Below are 13,723 nucleotides of genomic sequence, written 5' to 3' on the forward strand. Positions count from 1 at the left end.
GCAAGATCCGAAAGAGACGACCTAGCCGCGGGCGAGGGCGTCCGCGGTGGCCCGGGCGAAGGCCTCCGGGTTGTCGAGCATGATGTTGTGCCCGCAGTCCGGTACGGGGACGATGTCGACGCCGGCCGCCCGGAGGGCCTCGGCTCCGGCGAGCGGGCCGTCGGCCTCGGGCAGGAGGTAGCTGCGCGGGATCTTCAGCTCCAGCAGCAGTTCCCGCATCGTCGGCGTCGTGCCCGCCGCGAGGTGCACGGCGGAGCGGTGCAGGGCGCTGCGGCCGGCCAGCCGCATCGTGGACCACCAGTGGGCGCCCACCCGGTCGCGCACCTCGGCCCAGCCGCCGGCCGAGAACTCCTCCTCGGTGTAGGAGGCGATCCCGCTGCTGCCGGCGGTGCGCGGGACGACCGGGACCGGGTCCAGGTTGGCGTCGACGAGCACCAGCCGGGACACCAGGCGGGGGTGGCGGTGGGCCAGCACGATGGCGACGGCGCCGCCCATGCTGTGGGCGATCAGCTCGGCCCCGGTGACGCCGGCGGAGTCGAGGGCCGCGGCGAGGGCGTCGGCGTGCGCTTCGAGGGTGTAGGAGAACTGCTCGGGGCGGTCGCTGTGCCCGTGCCCGAGGAGGTCGACGAGGAGGGAGCGGTGCCCTGCCAGCAGGGGGTGGACGGCGCTCGCCGCGAAGTAGGCGGGGGCGGTCGCGCCCAGCCCGTGCACGTACACCCGGGCGGGTTCGGCGCCGGGCAGTTCGACCCAGCGGATTCGGTCTTCTCCCTTTGTGACAACGGCACTTCGCACGCTGAACTCCTTGATCGTCTACGGAGGTGCCGAGCCTAGCCAGGAGAGCAGGAGCCTGCCGATCTTTGTTCGGGCCGTTCGGCTTTGTTCGGGCGGGGGCGCGCTCGTCTACCCTCGTCGGGTGACGACGTACGTGAACCGGCTCGGCGGGGACGCGCCGCGCACCGCGGAGCCGCCCGCGGGGGCGGCGGTGGCGGTGTGGTCCCTCGACACCACGCTCGACGTGGTCGGCGGCCACCGCGTCGACGAGGCGCTGCGGCTGCTGGACGCGGACGAGCGCGGCCGGGCCGACCGGTTCGTCCGGCCCGGCGACCGGCACCGCTACCTCGCCTCCCACGTGGGGCTGCGGGTGCTGCTCGGCGGCTACCTCGGGCTCGCCCCGGAGAAGGTCTCCCTGGTCCGCGAGGAGTGCCCGTGCTGCGCCGAGCCGCACGGGCGGCCGGCGGTGGCCGGAGGCGGCGTGCAGTTCTCGCTCTCGCACAGCGAGGACCTGGCGTATCTGGCGTTCGCGGCGGCGCCGGTCGGCATCGACGTGGAGGGGCTCCCGCCCGCGGAGGCGGTGGAAGACGTGCTGGGCATCCTGCACCCGGCGGAGACGCGGGAGCTGGCCGCGCTCGCGGAGGAGGACCGGCGGCCGGTGCTCGCCCGGCTGTGGGCCCGCAAGGAGGCCTACCTCAAGGGCACCGGCACCGGCCTGGCACAAGGTCTGGCCGAGCCCTACGTGGGCACCGGCCCGACCCCCGCACCCCTCCCGGGCTGGCGCCTGACGGACCTCCCGTCCCCCCCGACCTACGCAGCCGCCCTCGCCGTCCGCACCCCCTGACCGCCCCCCGGCGCCGTTCAAAGCCGGGGCCCGGCAAGAACACGCCCGCCCGCCGCCAGTGCCTCGTCCGCCAGGCCGAGGGAGCGTCGCACCGCCTGCGGGGCGGTCCGCCACGCCGTGTGGACATCAGAAGGCTCGTGCACCACGGCGACCATTATCGTGACGGCCATGGACATCCGTGTCGCGAGCACCGTCGCCGAACTCCAGGCCGCGGAAGGCCTTTTCGACGGCCCGGCCCGTCTGGACTGGTCCGAGCGCTTCCTGTCCGCGCCGGGGCACCTGATGCTCATCGCCTACGTCGACGGGGTGCCGGCCGGCATGGTCTCGGGGGTCGAGATGACCCATCCCGACAAGGGCACCGAGATGTGCCTGTACGAGCTCTGCGTCGACGAGGGCTACCGCCGCCGCGGCATCGGCCGGGCGCTGGCCGAGGCCCTGGCCCGCGAGGCCAAGGCGCGCGGCTGCTACGGCATGTGGGTGGGCGTCGACACCGACAACGAGGCCGCCCTGGCCACCTACGACGCCGCCGGCGCCCGCGACGAGGGCGTCTTCGCCATGCGCGGCTGGCCCCTGACCGGCTGACCCCTTCCGTCGGCGTGTCGTGCGGCCGATCGGCGCACCCTCCGCGCGCCCCCGCCGCGCGCCGGTGAGCATCGCGGCATGACCGCATTCACCGCGCTGCTCCCGGCCGCCGCCCTGCTGGCGGCGGCCACCGCCCTCCCCGCGCACCCCGCTGCGGCTCCCGCCACCGCCGCGTACGTCGTGGTCCTCGAGGGCGGCACCTCCCGCGCCCCCGTCTCCGCCCGCACCCTGGCCGCCGAGGCCGCGGAGGCGGGCGACGAGGTCGGGGCCGTCTACGACACGGTGCTCAGCGGGTTCGCCGTGCGCACCACCGCCGCGCGCGCCGCGGAGCTGGCCGCCGACCCGCGGGTGGCCTCCGTGGAGCCGGACGCCGAGTTCCGGATCAGCGACACCCAGGTCCCCGCCCCCTGGGCCCTGGACCGGATCGACCAGAGCGACCTGCCGCTGGACGGCGCGTACACGTACCCGGCGACCGGGCGGGGCGTCACCGCGTACGTCGTGGACACCGGAATCAACCTGCTGCACCAGGAGTTCGGCGGCCGGGCCCGGGCCGGCTACAACGGGGTGTTCCTGGAGAGGGGCAGCACCGACTGCAACGGCCACGGCACGCACGTCGCGGGCACCCTGGGCGGGTCGGTGCACGGGGTCGCGAAGGAGGTCTCCCTGGTTTCGGTGAAGGTGGCCGACTGCCGGGGCTCCGCGGCCCTCTCGGCACTCGTGGGCGGCCTGAACTGGCTGGTGAAGGACGCCGCGAAGACCCCGGGCAGGCCGGCCGTCGCCAACATGAGCATCGGCGGCAGCCGCAGCTACGCCCTGGACAAGGCGGTCACCAAGGCCGTGGCCGCCGGGATCACGTTCACCGTCGCCGCAGGGAACGGCAACGCCGACGCCTGCAAGGGCTCGCCCGCCGCCGTCCCCGCGGCCCTGACGGTCGGCGCGACCGACTCCCTCGACCGGCGGGCCGCGTTCTCCTCCTACGGCCCCTGCGTGGACCTCTCGGCGCCGGGCGTGTCCGTCACCTCGGCGTGGAAGGGCTCCACCACCGCGCTCGCCCGCGCCTCCGGCACCTCGATGGCCGCCCCGCACGTGGCGGGCGCCGCCGCGCTGGTCCTCGCGCAGGACGTGGCGAGCGGTGCCAAGGCGAAGACTCCCGCCCAGGTCTCCGACGCGCTGGTGCACGGAGCGCTGGTGAACCGGATCACCGGCCTGCCGGCCGGGACCGCGAACCTGCTGCTGCACCTGCCCCCGGTCTCCTCGCCGGCCGGGTAGCCCCGCAGGTGCCGGGGCCCGCCGGCACGGGGACGGGGACGGGCAGGAGCACCGGCACAAACCCGACCTGATGGGACATCAAATTCTGTGTGCTTCGGGCAAAGGGAAGTCATTGACTTCTCATGACCGCGACGCGTCAATGTCGGCCACCGCACCGGCTCGTCCTCCTCCACACAGCGGGTGGGGGGAGGGGTCCGTCCGACGAAGGAGTCGCGACCCAGTGAGTACAACGTTTCGACGAAGAGTCCTGGCCGGGGTGGGCGCGCTGTCCCTGGCGCTGGCGGGCGGCGCGGTGGGCCTGGCCGGCACCGCGCAGGCGGCGACCAAGACCACGCCCGTCTTCGAGAACTGCGACGCCCCGGCGCCGCAGCCGGACGGCTCCGGCAACCAGAACTACACGATCACCCTGCCCGACACGGCCAAGGCGGGGGACGTCGTCCCGATCACCATCGACCCGGGTGCGAGCCCGCTGGTCCCCGGCTTCTCCGTCACGACGGTGAACACCACCAAGATCACGCTTAAGGTCGGCGCGACCACGCAGGTGGTGACCAGCCCGCCGGAGACCGTCACCGTCGTGGCCGGCACGCCGCTCGACCCGAAGGCGTTCTCCGGCACCGTCAAGATCCCCGACGGCACCGAGGGCACCACGGTGGACGTCAAGCTCGACCTGGCCGTCACCGACGCGGACCTCAGCGGATCGGTCTTCACGACCACCTGCACCCCCGCGCCCCGGCCGAGCGCCGCGCTCGGCTCGGTCGCGGTCGAGGCCCTGCCGAAGGATCCGGTCACCACGAAGCTGACGCCGAACAGCGGCAAGGCGGGCACCGCCGTCACCGTGACCGGCGCCAACTTCCCGGCGGGCGCGGTCACCTGCTCGGCTCTGCTCGCGGGCGCGGCGACCGGTGACAGCGGGGCCGGCACGGCGGACGCCTCCGGCGCCGCGACCTGCAACCTCACCGTCACCAAGAAGGCCGACGCGATCAGGATCGACGGCTCGGTCGCCCCGTACAAGTCCTTCGTGTTCCTGGAGGACCAGGCGGGCGTGAAGAACCCGGTCGACATCGAGGTCCTGCCCGGACCGCTGGCGCTCGGCCCGAAGGACGGCCAGCCGGCCGTCGCCTTCCCCTCGGTCACCATCAACGGCAAGGCGCAGTCGGTGGTCGGCGTGTTCAACGCGGCGACCGTCCAGGACTTCCGCGGCGGCACGCTCGGCTGGGACGTGACGGCGACCCGTACGCCGTTCCTGAACGAGGCGACCGGCCACTCCATGGCGAAGGCGCAGCTCGGCATCCAGCCGTCCTGCACCGTGACCAACCCGGACAGCCCCAGCACCTGCACCGCGGGCGCGCCCGGCGCGATCACCGACACGCCGATGAAGGTGGCTTCGCAGGCGGCCGGCGGGGACGAGCTGACCGGCGGCGAGTTCGCGGTCGGCGGTGCCGGGATGATCCAGCTCCCGGCGTTCATGTTCGCCGACACCTACCGGACGGTCGTCACCTTCTCGATCGCCTGACCCGCCCGGTACCGGCCCGAACCGGGGTGGTGCGGCGCTCCGGCGCCGCACCACCCCCCTCGCCGTTCCGCCGGCGCCCGCCCGCGCACGCTCCCCGCCACCCGCGCCGACTGGAGAACCGCCCATGCGCTCACGCCTCCGCAGCCGCACCCGCACCCGCTCCGGCGCGTCCGCGCGCGGCCCGCTCCTCGCCCTGCTGCTCCTGGTGGCGGCGCTGCTCGCGCCGGCCGCCCCGGCCGCCGCCGCGGACAACGGCACCTGGGCGGTGTTCCCGACGCCCGCGGCGGGCGCCGCGATGACGGACCGGGCGTACTTCTTCCACCAGGGCGCGGCCGGGAGCACCGTCACCGACAGCGTGACGATCCTCAACTCCTCCGACCGGGAGCTGGCGTTCCGGGTCTTCGCCACCGACGCCGTGAACACCCCGGCCGGCGGCGCGTTCGCCCTGCTCCCGGTGGAGCGCAAGCCCGTCGGCGTGGGGGCGTGGACGGCGCTGGGACCGCAGGCCGCATCGACGGTGACGGTGCCGCCCAAGGGCCGTGCGGACATCCCGTTCACCGTGAGGGTGCCCGCGGACGCCGCCCCCGGCGACCACGTCGGCGGGATCGTCGCCCTCAACACCGCGGTGGAGGGCATCCGGCAGGAGGGCAAGGTCCAGGTCGGGGTGAAGCGGCAGGTCGGGGCGCGGCTGTACGTACGGGTGCCGGGGCCCCTCGCGCCCGGGCTGAGCGTGGAGGACGTGGAGGTCAGCCGGTCAACGCCGCTGCTGCCGTGGATCGGCACGGCCCGCGCCACGGTGACGTACGCGCTGGTCAACCGCGGCAACGTGGTCCTGGAGCCGAAGACGGGGGTGCGGGCCGAGGGGCTGTTCGGCCGTACGGTGCTGGACCGGCCGGCCCGCGAAAAGAAGGTGGTACTGCTGCCGGGCCAGCGGATCGAGCTGACCGAGCCGTGGCCGGACGCCCCGCAGCTGGACCGCGTCACCGTCCGGGTCTCGGCGACCGCAACGGCCTACCCCGACCTGGCGGCGCAGTCCGAGACGGCCTTCCTCGCCGTCCCCTGGCCGGCAGTCGGCGCCCTCCTGCTCCTGGCGGCCGCCGCCCTCGCCGCCCTGGCCCTGCGCCGCCGCCGTACGACCGCCCCCTCGGGCCCCGGCCCGGACCACGACGACGCCGCCCCGGCCCTGTCCCCGGCCCGCTGACCCGGCCGCGCGCCCGGCCCGGCCCGTCGGCCCGGCCCGGACACGGCGAACCCCCGGCCGGTGAGGGTGGGCCGGGGGTCGCTGGTTCTCGGGGAGCTGGTTCTCAGGGGGCCGCGCTGGTTCTCAGGGGGCGCCGCGGGGGCTTCAGTGGTTGCGGGGGAAGCCCAGGTCGACGCCCGCGTGGTCCTCCGACGGGTCCGGCCAGCGGGTCGTGACGACCTTGCCGCGGGTGTAGAAGTGGATGCCGTCGTTGCCGTAGATGTGGTGGTCGCCGAAGAGCGAGTCCTTCCAGCCGCCGAAGGAGTGGTAGCCCACCGGCACCGGGATCGGCACGTTGACGCCGACCATGCCCGCCTCGATCTCCAGCTGGAAGCGGCGGGCGGCGCCGCCGTCGCGGGTGAAGATCGCGGTGCCGTTGCCGAACGGCGAGGCGTTGATGAGGGCGACGCCCTCCTCGTAGGTCTCGGCGCGCAGCACGCACAGGACCGGGCCGAAGATCTCGTCGCGGTAGGCGTCGGAGTCGGTCTTGACGCGGTCGAGCAGGGACAGGCCGATCCAGTGGCCGTTCTCGTGGCCGTCGACGGTGTAGCCGGTGCCGTCCAGGACGACCTCCGCGCCCTGGTCGGCGGCGCCCTTGACGTACGAGGCGACCTTGTCGCGGTGGGCGGCGGTGATCAGCGGGCCCATCTCGGACGTCGGGTCGTTGCCGGGGCCGATCTTGATCTTCTCGGCGCGCTCGCGGATCTTCTCGACGAGGGCGTCGCCGATCGCGCCGACCGCGACGACGGTGGAGATCGCCATGCAGCGCTCGCCGGCCGAGCCGTAGGCCGCCGAGACGGCCGCGTCGGCGGCGGCGTCCAGGTCGGCGTCCGGCAGCACCAGCATGTGGTTCTTGGCGCCGCCCAGGGCCTGGACGCGCTTGCCGTTCGCGGAGGCGGTGGTGTGGATGTGGCGGGCGATCGGGGTGGAGCCGACGAACGACACGGCGGCGACGTCCGGGTGGGCGAGCAGCGCGTCGACGGCGACCTTGTCTCCGTGGACCACGTTCAGCACGCCGTCCGGCAGACCGGCCTCACGGGCCAGCTCGGCCAGCTTGTTCGCGGCGGAGGGGTCCTTCTCGCTCGGCTTGAGGACGAAGGTGTTGCCGCAGGCGATGGCCAGCGGGAACATCCACATCGGGACCATGGCCGGGAAGTTGAACGGGGTGATGCCCGCGACCACGCCGAGCGGCTGGCGGATGGCCGCCACGTCCACGCGGTTCGACACCGAGGTCGACAGCTCGCCCTTCAGCTGGGTGGTGATCCCGCAGGCCAGCTCGACGATCTCCAGGCCGCGGGCGACCTCGCCCAGCGCGTCCGAGTGCACCTTGCCGTGCTCGGCGGTGATCAGCTCGGCGATCGCGTCGCGGTTCGCGTCCAGCAGCGCGCGGTAGGCGAACAGCACCTTGGTGCGGGCGGCGAGCGAGGACTGGCCCCAGCTCAGGTAGGCCTCCTTGGCGACCTGTACCGCGGCGTCGACCTCCTCGGCGGAGGCGAGCGCGACCTGCGTGGTGACCTCGCCGGTGGCCGGATCGGTGACCGGACCGTAGTTGCCCGACGTGCCCTCGACGGTCTTGCCACCGATCCAGTGGTTGACGGTCTTCATTGCCTTTGCTCCTTCACAGATGGCGACGTCGCTGAGCGGCTTGCCGGTCGTACTCCTCGCGGGCCCCGACCGCAGCCGTACGGGTCGCGGTCTCGGCCACAGGAACATCCCACCACGCCTGTGCCGGGGGCGGGCCCGACACAGTGTCGGGTGTTCGGGTCTGTGCGTAGACACATGTGGGACGGTCCGCCTCCCGCGCCTGGGCGAGGGCTTTGCGCAGGTCACCGACGGTGCGGGTACGGATCACGGCCATCCCGAGGGAGGCCGCGTTGGCCGCCAGGTCCACCGGCAGGGGCGGCCCCGTGTACGAGCCGTCGCCCGCCCTGAAGCGGTACGCGGTCCCGAAGCCCTCCCCGCCCACGGCCCCGGACAGGCCGCCGATGGAGGCGTAGCCGTGGTTGTCCACGATCAACACCTTGATCGGGACGCCCTCCTGCACGGCGGTGACGATCTCGGTGGGGTTCATCAGGTAGGTCCCGTCGCCGACCAGCGCCCACACCGGCCGGTCCGGGGCGGCCAGGGCGGTGCCGAGGGCGGCGGGGATCTCGTAGCCCATGCAGGAGTAGCCGTACTCCACGTGGTACTGGTCGGCCGAGCGGGAGCGCCACAGCTTGTGCAGGTCGCCGGGGAGCGAGCCCGCCGCGTTGATCAGGATGTCGCCGGCGTCGACCAGGCCGTCGAGCAGGCCGAGCAGCTGCGCCTGGGTGGGCGGGGCGTCCTCGTCGGCGACGGCGTAGGCCCGGTCGACCTGCTCCTCCCAGTCGGCCTTGGCCTGCCGGTACGCCGCCTCGTACGCGCGATCGACCCGGTGCCCGGCGAGGGCCCGGCCGAGCTCCTCCAGCCCCTCGCGGGCATCGGCGACCAGGGGGCGGGCGGCCAGCTTGTGGGCGTCGTACGGGTCGAGGTTGAGGCCGATGAACCGGACGGCCGGGTTCTGGAACAGGGTCGCGGAGGCGGTGGTGAAGTCCGTCAGCCGCGTCCCGGCGGCGATCACCAGGTCGGCTCCGCGGGCCAGCCCGTCGGCGGTGGCGGTTCCGGTGTGCCCGACGCCGCCCACGTCGGCGGGGTGGTCGTACGGGAGGGCGCCCTTGCCCGCCTGGGTGGAGGCGACGGGGATGCCGGTGGCCTCGGCGAACTCCGCCAGCGCGGCCTGGGCCCCGCTGTGCCGGATGCCGCCGCCGGCGATGAGCAGGGGCCGGGCTGCGGTGCGTACCGCCTCGGCGGCACGGGCCAGCTCGCCGCGGTCCGGGCGGGGCCGGCGGATGCCCCAGACGCGCTCGGCGAAGAACTCCTCGGGCCAGTCGTACGCCTGCGCCTGCACGTCCTGCGGCAGGGCGAGGGTCACGGCCCCCGTCTGCACCGGGTCGGCGAGCACCCGCACGGCCTGGAGGGCTGCCGGGATCAGGGCCTCGGGGCGGGTGATCCGGTCGAAGTGGCGGGAGACCGGCCGCAGGGTGTCGTTGACGGAGACGTCGCCCGCGTACGGCACCTCCAGCTGCTGGAGCACGGGGTCGGCGGGCCGAGTGGCGAAGGAGTCCCCCGGCAGGAGGAGGACGGGGATCCGGTTGATGGTGGCCAAGGCCGCGCCGGTGACCAGGTTGGTGGCGCCGGGGCCGATGGAGGTGGTGACGGCGTGCGCGGAGAGCCGGCCGCTCTGGCGGGCGAAGCCGACGGCGGCGTGCACCATGGCCTGCTCGTTGCGGCCCTGGAGGAAGGGCATGTCGGCCCGGCCGGTCTCCAGGAGGGCCTGCCCGATGCCGGCGACGTTGCCGTGCCCGAAGATTCCCCAGGTGGCGGCGATCAGGCGGTGGCGGCGGCCGTCGCGCTCGGTGTACTGGCGGGCCAGGAAGCGGACGAGGGCCTGGGCGACCGTGAGCCGGATCGTGTGCCTCATCGGATCTCGTCCTCCGGGTCGTGGCCTCGGCCTTGGGCTTGGCCCTGGCCTTGTTCGCGGCCGTGGTCGTGGTCGTAGAAGGGGAGCCTAGGGTCCACGGGTTGGGTGGGCCAGGTGGTGCGGATCCAACGGTGGTCGGGGTGGTCGCGGATCAGCCACTCGCGTGACGGGTCCGGGCCGGCCATCACGTTCAGGTAGTACATGTCGTGCCCCGGGGCGGCGATGGACGGCCCGTGCCAGCCGTCCGGGATGAGCACCGCGTCCCCGGTCCTCACCTCGGTGAGGATGTCGGTCTTCCCGGCCGGGGAGGGGCTGACACGCTGGTAGCCCACGCCGGGCGTGTCCCCGTGCGGCGCGATCTCGAAGTAGTAGACCTCCTCCAGGCGGGACTCCCGCCCCGGGTGGTGCTCGTCGTGCTTGTGGGGCGGGTACGAGGACCAGTTGCCGCCGGGGGTGAGCACCTCCACGGCGATCAGGCGGTCGCAGGGGAACGCGTCCGCGGCGGCGAAGTTGTTGACCTGGCGGGAGCAGGGGCCGGCGCCGCGCAGTTCCACCGGGATGTCGCCCGCCGGGCCGTAGCGGGGCGGGAGGGTGCGGGTGCATGCCGCGCCGGCCAGGGCGAAGCGGCCTCCCTGCGGGGCGGTGATGCGGCTTCGGCTGGCGCGCGGGAGGTAGGCGAAGTCGCTGAGCGCGGCGAAGACGGAGGTCCGGCCGTGCAGTTCGAAGGTGACCGTGCCGTCGGGGCCGGGCTGCTGCCCTGCGGGCGCGTCCCCCGCCCCGCCCCTTCCCGCTGTGTCCGACGGAGCCCCCGTGCCCGGTCCCGGGGTGCACTCCACCACCGCCGGGCCCTGGAGCGGGAGGACGATCCACTCGCAGACGCCCGCCTCGTGGGCGTACGACTCCCCCGCCGCCAGGGTCAGGACGTGCAGGCGGGCGTGCGGGAGGGTGTGGGGGGTCACCGCCGGCATGTCAGGGCCTCCTCGATCTCCGCGGCGTACGGCATCGCCGAGCTGCACGCCAGGCGGGAGGCGACGATGGCGCCGGCGGCGTTCGCGTAGCGCAGGGTCCGCGGGAGGTCCCAGCCCGCCAGGAGCCCGTGGCACAGGGCGCCGCCGAACGCGTCGCCGGCGCCCAGCCCGTTGACGACCTCCACCGGGACGGGGGCCGCCTCGGCGACCGTGCCGTCGCGCCGCATGGCCAGGACCCCGTCGGGGCCCCGCTTGACCACGGCCAGTTCGACTCCGGCCGCGAGGAGGGCCCGGGCCGCCGCTCGGGGGTCGGTCTCCCCCGTGGCGACCTCGCACTCCTGCACGTTGCCGACGGCCACCGTGGCGAGGGCCAGTGCCTGCGCGTAGTGCTCCGCCGGGTCGTCAGCCCACAGGGTGGGGCGCCAGTCCAGGTCGAAGACCGTGGTCCCGGCCCCGGCGCGGGCCTCCAGCGCGGCCAGCGTGGCGGTTCGGCTCGGCTCCGCGCTCAGGCCGGTGCCGGTCATCCACACGATGCGGGCCTGCCGGAGCGCGTCCCGGTCCAGTTCGCCGGCGCGGATCTCCAGGTCGGGGGCCTTCGGCAGGCGGTAGAAGTACAGCGGGAAGTCGTCCGGCGGGAAGATCTCGCAGAAGGTGATCGGGGTGGGGTGGTCGGGGGTCTCGCCCAGCCAGCGGGTGTCCACCCCGAACTCCCCCAGCCGGGTGCGCAGGTAGGCGCCGAAGGGGTCGGCGCCCGTCTTGCTGATCAGGGCCGTGCGGCGGCCGAGGCGGGCCGCCGCGACGGCCACGTTCGCCGGCGAGCCGCCGAGGAACTTCCCGAAGGTGTCCGCCTCGGCCAGCCGTACGCCGGTTCTCAGCGGGTAGAGATCCACCCCGATGCGTCCCATGGTGATCAGGTCGAACACAGGCAAGTCCTCCCACTCGTCTCGCACCCTAAGGTGGCCGTCATGACGTCCTCCCCGCCCGAGCTGACCCGTATCCGCATCGGTTCGGCCCCGGACTCCTGGGGTGTCTGGTTCCCGGACGATCCGCAGCAGACCCCGTGGGAGCGCTTCCTCGACGAGGTGGCCGACTGCGGGTACGAGTGGATCGAGCTCGGTCCGTACGGCTACCTGCCCACCGATGCCGTCCGGCTCGCCGAGGAGACCGCCAAGCGGGGCCTGCGGGTCAGTGCCGGCACCGTGTTCACCGGACTCCATCACGGGCCCGGCGTCTGGGCGGACACCTGGGCGCACGTGTCGCGGGTCGCGGAGCTGGCGCGGGACACGGGCGCGGCCCACCTGGTGGTCATCCCCTCCTTCTGGCGGGACGACAAGACCGGCGCGGTGCTGGAGGACCGCACCCTGAGCCCCGCCCAATGGCGCGAACTGACCACCCAGACCGAGCGCCTGGGCCGGGAGGTGCGCGAGCGCTACGGCCTGCGGATCGTCGTCCACCCGCACGCCGACACGCACATCGACACCCCGGAGAACGTGGCCCGGTTCCTGGACGCCACCGACCCCGAGCTGGTCTCCCTCTGCCTCGACACCGGGCACTACGCGTACTGCGGCGGCGACAGCGTCGAGGCCGTCGAGACCTTCGGGGAGCGGATCGGCTATCTGCACCTGAAGCAGGTCGACCCGCGGATCCTGGCGGAAGTCGTCGCGCAGCAGGTGCCCTTCGGTCCGGCCGTGGCCCGCGGGGTGATGTGCGAGCCGCCGGCGGGGGTGCCCGCGCTGGAGCCGGTGCTCGCGGCCGCGCAGCGGCTCGGGGTGGACCTGTTCGCGATCGTGGAGCAGGACATGTACCCGTGTCCGCCCGACCGGCCGCTGCCCATCGCCCGCCGCACCCGTGCGTACCTGCGGTCCTGCGGTGCGCGCTGACCCACTGGAGGAGTACGAGATGAGCACGCTCGGGATCGCCGTCATCGGCGCGGGGAAGATGGGCGCCGACCACGTCCGCCGGATCGGGCGGACGGTCGGCGGGGCCCGGGTGGTGGCCGTGGCCGACACCGACGGGGAGCGGGCCAAGGAGGTCGCGGCGGGCCTGGACGGTGCGGGCGCGCACACGGATCCGGCGGCGGCGCTGGCCGCGCCCGGGGTGGAGGCCGTGCTGATCGCCTCGCCGGGGCCGGCGCACGAGGAGGCGATCGTCCAGGCCCTGGAGCGGGAGCTGCCGGTGCTGTGCGAGAAGCCGCTGACCCCGGACGCCGCGGGGGCGCTGCGGGTGCTGGAGGCGGAGCAGCGGCTGGGCCGGCGCCTGGTGCAGGTGGGGTTCATGCGGCGCCACGATGCGGAGTACGAGCAGTTGAAGGGGTTGTTGGACAAGGGCGGCATCGGCCGGCCGCTGTTCCTGCACTGCCGGCACCGCAACGCCGCCTCGCCGTCCTTCTTCACCAGCGACATGCTGATCAGCGACTCGGTGGTGCACGAGGTCGACGCGGCCCGGTGGCTTCTGGGGCAGGAGGTGACGGCGGTGTCGGTGTTCTCCCCGGCGTCGAGCGCGGCAGCCCCCGAGGGGCTGCGCGATCCCCGGTTCGTCCTCCTGGAGACCTCCGGCGGGGCACTGGTCGACGTGGAGATCTTCGTCAACTGCGGCTTCGGCTACGAGGTGCGGTGCGAGGCCGTCGGCGAGGGCGGCAGTGCCGAGATCGGCGACGGGCGGGCCATGGCCGTGCGCAGCGCGGGCCGGCGGCACGAGGCGATCCCCCAGGACTTCACCGTCCGGTTCGCCGACGCGTACGACCGCCAGCTGCGGCGGTGGGTGGCGGCGGCCGCGCGGGGCCGGGTGGCGGGGCCCGACGCCTGGGACGGCTATGCGGCGGCGGCCGTCTGCGAGGCGGGGCTGAAGGCGGCGCACAGCGGTGTGCGGACCGCCGTGGAGCTGGTGGAGCGGCCGGCCCTGTACCGCTGAGTTCTCGCTCCTGCGGAGCTTCCCCGCGCCTCTGGAGTCCCCGTCCGACCCCTGTGCCGTTCGCGTCACAGGGGTCGCTCTCGTGTCACACATGTCGCCGTGACGCCGGTTGTCTGTCACAGGCATG

General features: G+C 74.3%; 12 protein-coding genes. 7 read left to right on the forward strand and 5 right to left on the reverse strand.

Going from position 1 to position 13,723, the window contains the following annotated elements:
* Window positions 1-21: 21 nt before the first annotated feature.
* Window positions 22-792 carry an alpha/beta hydrolase gene (locus AB0953_RS14865; protein WP_366859851.1) on the reverse strand — a complete coding sequence of 257 codons (771 nt, stop codon included), beginning with the start codon at window positions 790-792 and terminating at the stop codon, window positions 22-24.
* A 121-nt stretch (window positions 793-913) separates the two neighbouring features.
* On the opposite strand from AB0953_RS14865, the gene AB0953_RS14870 reads away from it, so the two are divergent.
* The 5 genes from AB0953_RS14870 to AB0953_RS14890 all read left to right on the forward strand — a co-directional run bounded on the left by AB0953_RS14870 (window position 914) and on the right by AB0953_RS14890 (window position 6,180).
* On the forward strand, window positions 914-1,615 hold the full coding sequence (locus AB0953_RS14870; RefSeq protein ID WP_366859852.1) for a 4'-phosphopantetheinyl transferase superfamily protein: 702 nt from the start codon (window positions 914-916) through the stop codon (window positions 1,613-1,615).
* Window positions 1,616-1,783: 168 nt separating this feature from the next.
* The gene (locus AB0953_RS14875; protein ID WP_366859853.1) at window positions 1,784-2,197 is read left to right on the forward strand and encodes a GNAT family N-acetyltransferase; all 414 of its coding nucleotides are present in this window, start codon (window positions 1,784-1,786) and stop codon (window positions 2,195-2,197) included.
* 78 nt (window positions 2,198-2,275) lie between these two features.
* Window positions 2,276-3,466 (forward strand): S8 family peptidase, encoded by a 1,191-nt coding sequence (locus AB0953_RS14880; protein ID WP_366859854.1) that lies wholly within the window; start codon window positions 2,276-2,278, stop codon window positions 3,464-3,466.
* A gap of 220 nt (window positions 3,467-3,686) precedes the next feature.
* On the forward strand, window positions 3,687-4,979 hold the full coding sequence (locus AB0953_RS14885) for a hypothetical protein (RefSeq protein WP_366859855.1): 1,293 nt from the start codon (window positions 3,687-3,689) through the stop codon (window positions 4,977-4,979).
* Between the two features lie 124 nt (window positions 4,980-5,103).
* Window positions 5,104-6,180 carry a DUF916 domain-containing protein gene (locus AB0953_RS14890; RefSeq protein ID WP_366859856.1) on the forward strand — a complete coding sequence of 359 codons (1,077 nt, stop codon included), beginning with the start codon at window positions 5,104-5,106 and terminating at the stop codon, window positions 6,178-6,180.
* 144 nt (window positions 6,181-6,324) lie between these two features.
* Here the strand turns inward: AB0953_RS14890 and AB0953_RS14895 are convergent, their stop codons facing one another.
* Genes AB0953_RS14895 through iolC form a run of 4 tightly spaced genes read right to left on the reverse strand, consistent with a single transcriptional unit; the run spans window position 6,325 to window position 11,591 of the window.
* Window positions 6,325-7,824: a CoA-acylating methylmalonate-semialdehyde dehydrogenase gene (locus tag AB0953_RS14895; protein WP_366859857.1), complete on the reverse strand. Its 1,500-nt coding sequence runs from the start codon at window positions 7,822-7,824 to the stop codon at window positions 6,325-6,327.
* Window positions 7,825-7,837: 13 nt separating this feature from the next.
* A complete protein-coding gene (gene iolD / locus AB0953_RS14900; RefSeq protein WP_366859858.1) occupies window positions 7,838-9,718 on the reverse strand; it encodes a 3D-(3,5/4)-trihydroxycyclohexane-1,2-dione acylhydrolase (decyclizing) in 1,881 nt (626 codons plus the stop codon).
* Entirely contained in the window at window positions 9,715-10,686 is a 972-nt protein-coding gene (gene iolB, locus AB0953_RS14905) for a 5-deoxy-glucuronate isomerase (RefSeq protein WP_366859859.1), read from the reverse strand. The genes iolD and iolB overlap by 4 nt, the downstream gene beginning before the upstream one ends.
* Window positions 10,674-11,591, reverse strand: a complete 918-nt coding sequence (gene iolC, locus AB0953_RS14910) for a 5-dehydro-2-deoxygluconokinase (protein ID WP_366859979.1) — start codon at window positions 11,589-11,591, stop codon at window positions 10,674-10,676. Before iolC ends, iolB begins: the two co-directional genes overlap by 13 nt.
* A gap of 60 nt (window positions 11,592-11,651) precedes the next feature.
* Here iolC and AB0953_RS14915 point away from each other — a divergent pair, with 60 nt between their 5' ends.
* Both AB0953_RS14915 and AB0953_RS14920 read left to right on the forward strand, forming a co-directional pair.
* Complete coding sequence (locus AB0953_RS14915; protein WP_366859860.1) at window positions 11,652-12,566, forward strand: sugar phosphate isomerase/epimerase; 915 nt, start codon at window positions 11,652-11,654, stop codon at window positions 12,564-12,566.
* 19 nt (window positions 12,567-12,585) lie between these two features.
* Window positions 12,586-13,596 carry a Gfo/Idh/MocA family oxidoreductase gene (locus tag AB0953_RS14920; RefSeq protein WP_366859861.1) on the forward strand — a complete coding sequence of 337 codons (1,011 nt, stop codon included), beginning with the start codon at window positions 12,586-12,588 and terminating at the stop codon, window positions 13,594-13,596.
* Window positions 13,597-13,723: the final 127 nt, after the last annotated feature.

This window comes from Streptomyces sp. NPDC046866 (assembly GCF_040704625.1).
In the GTDB taxonomy this organism is placed as follows: domain Bacteria; phylum Actinomycetota; class Actinomycetes; order Streptomycetales; family Streptomycetaceae; genus Streptomyces.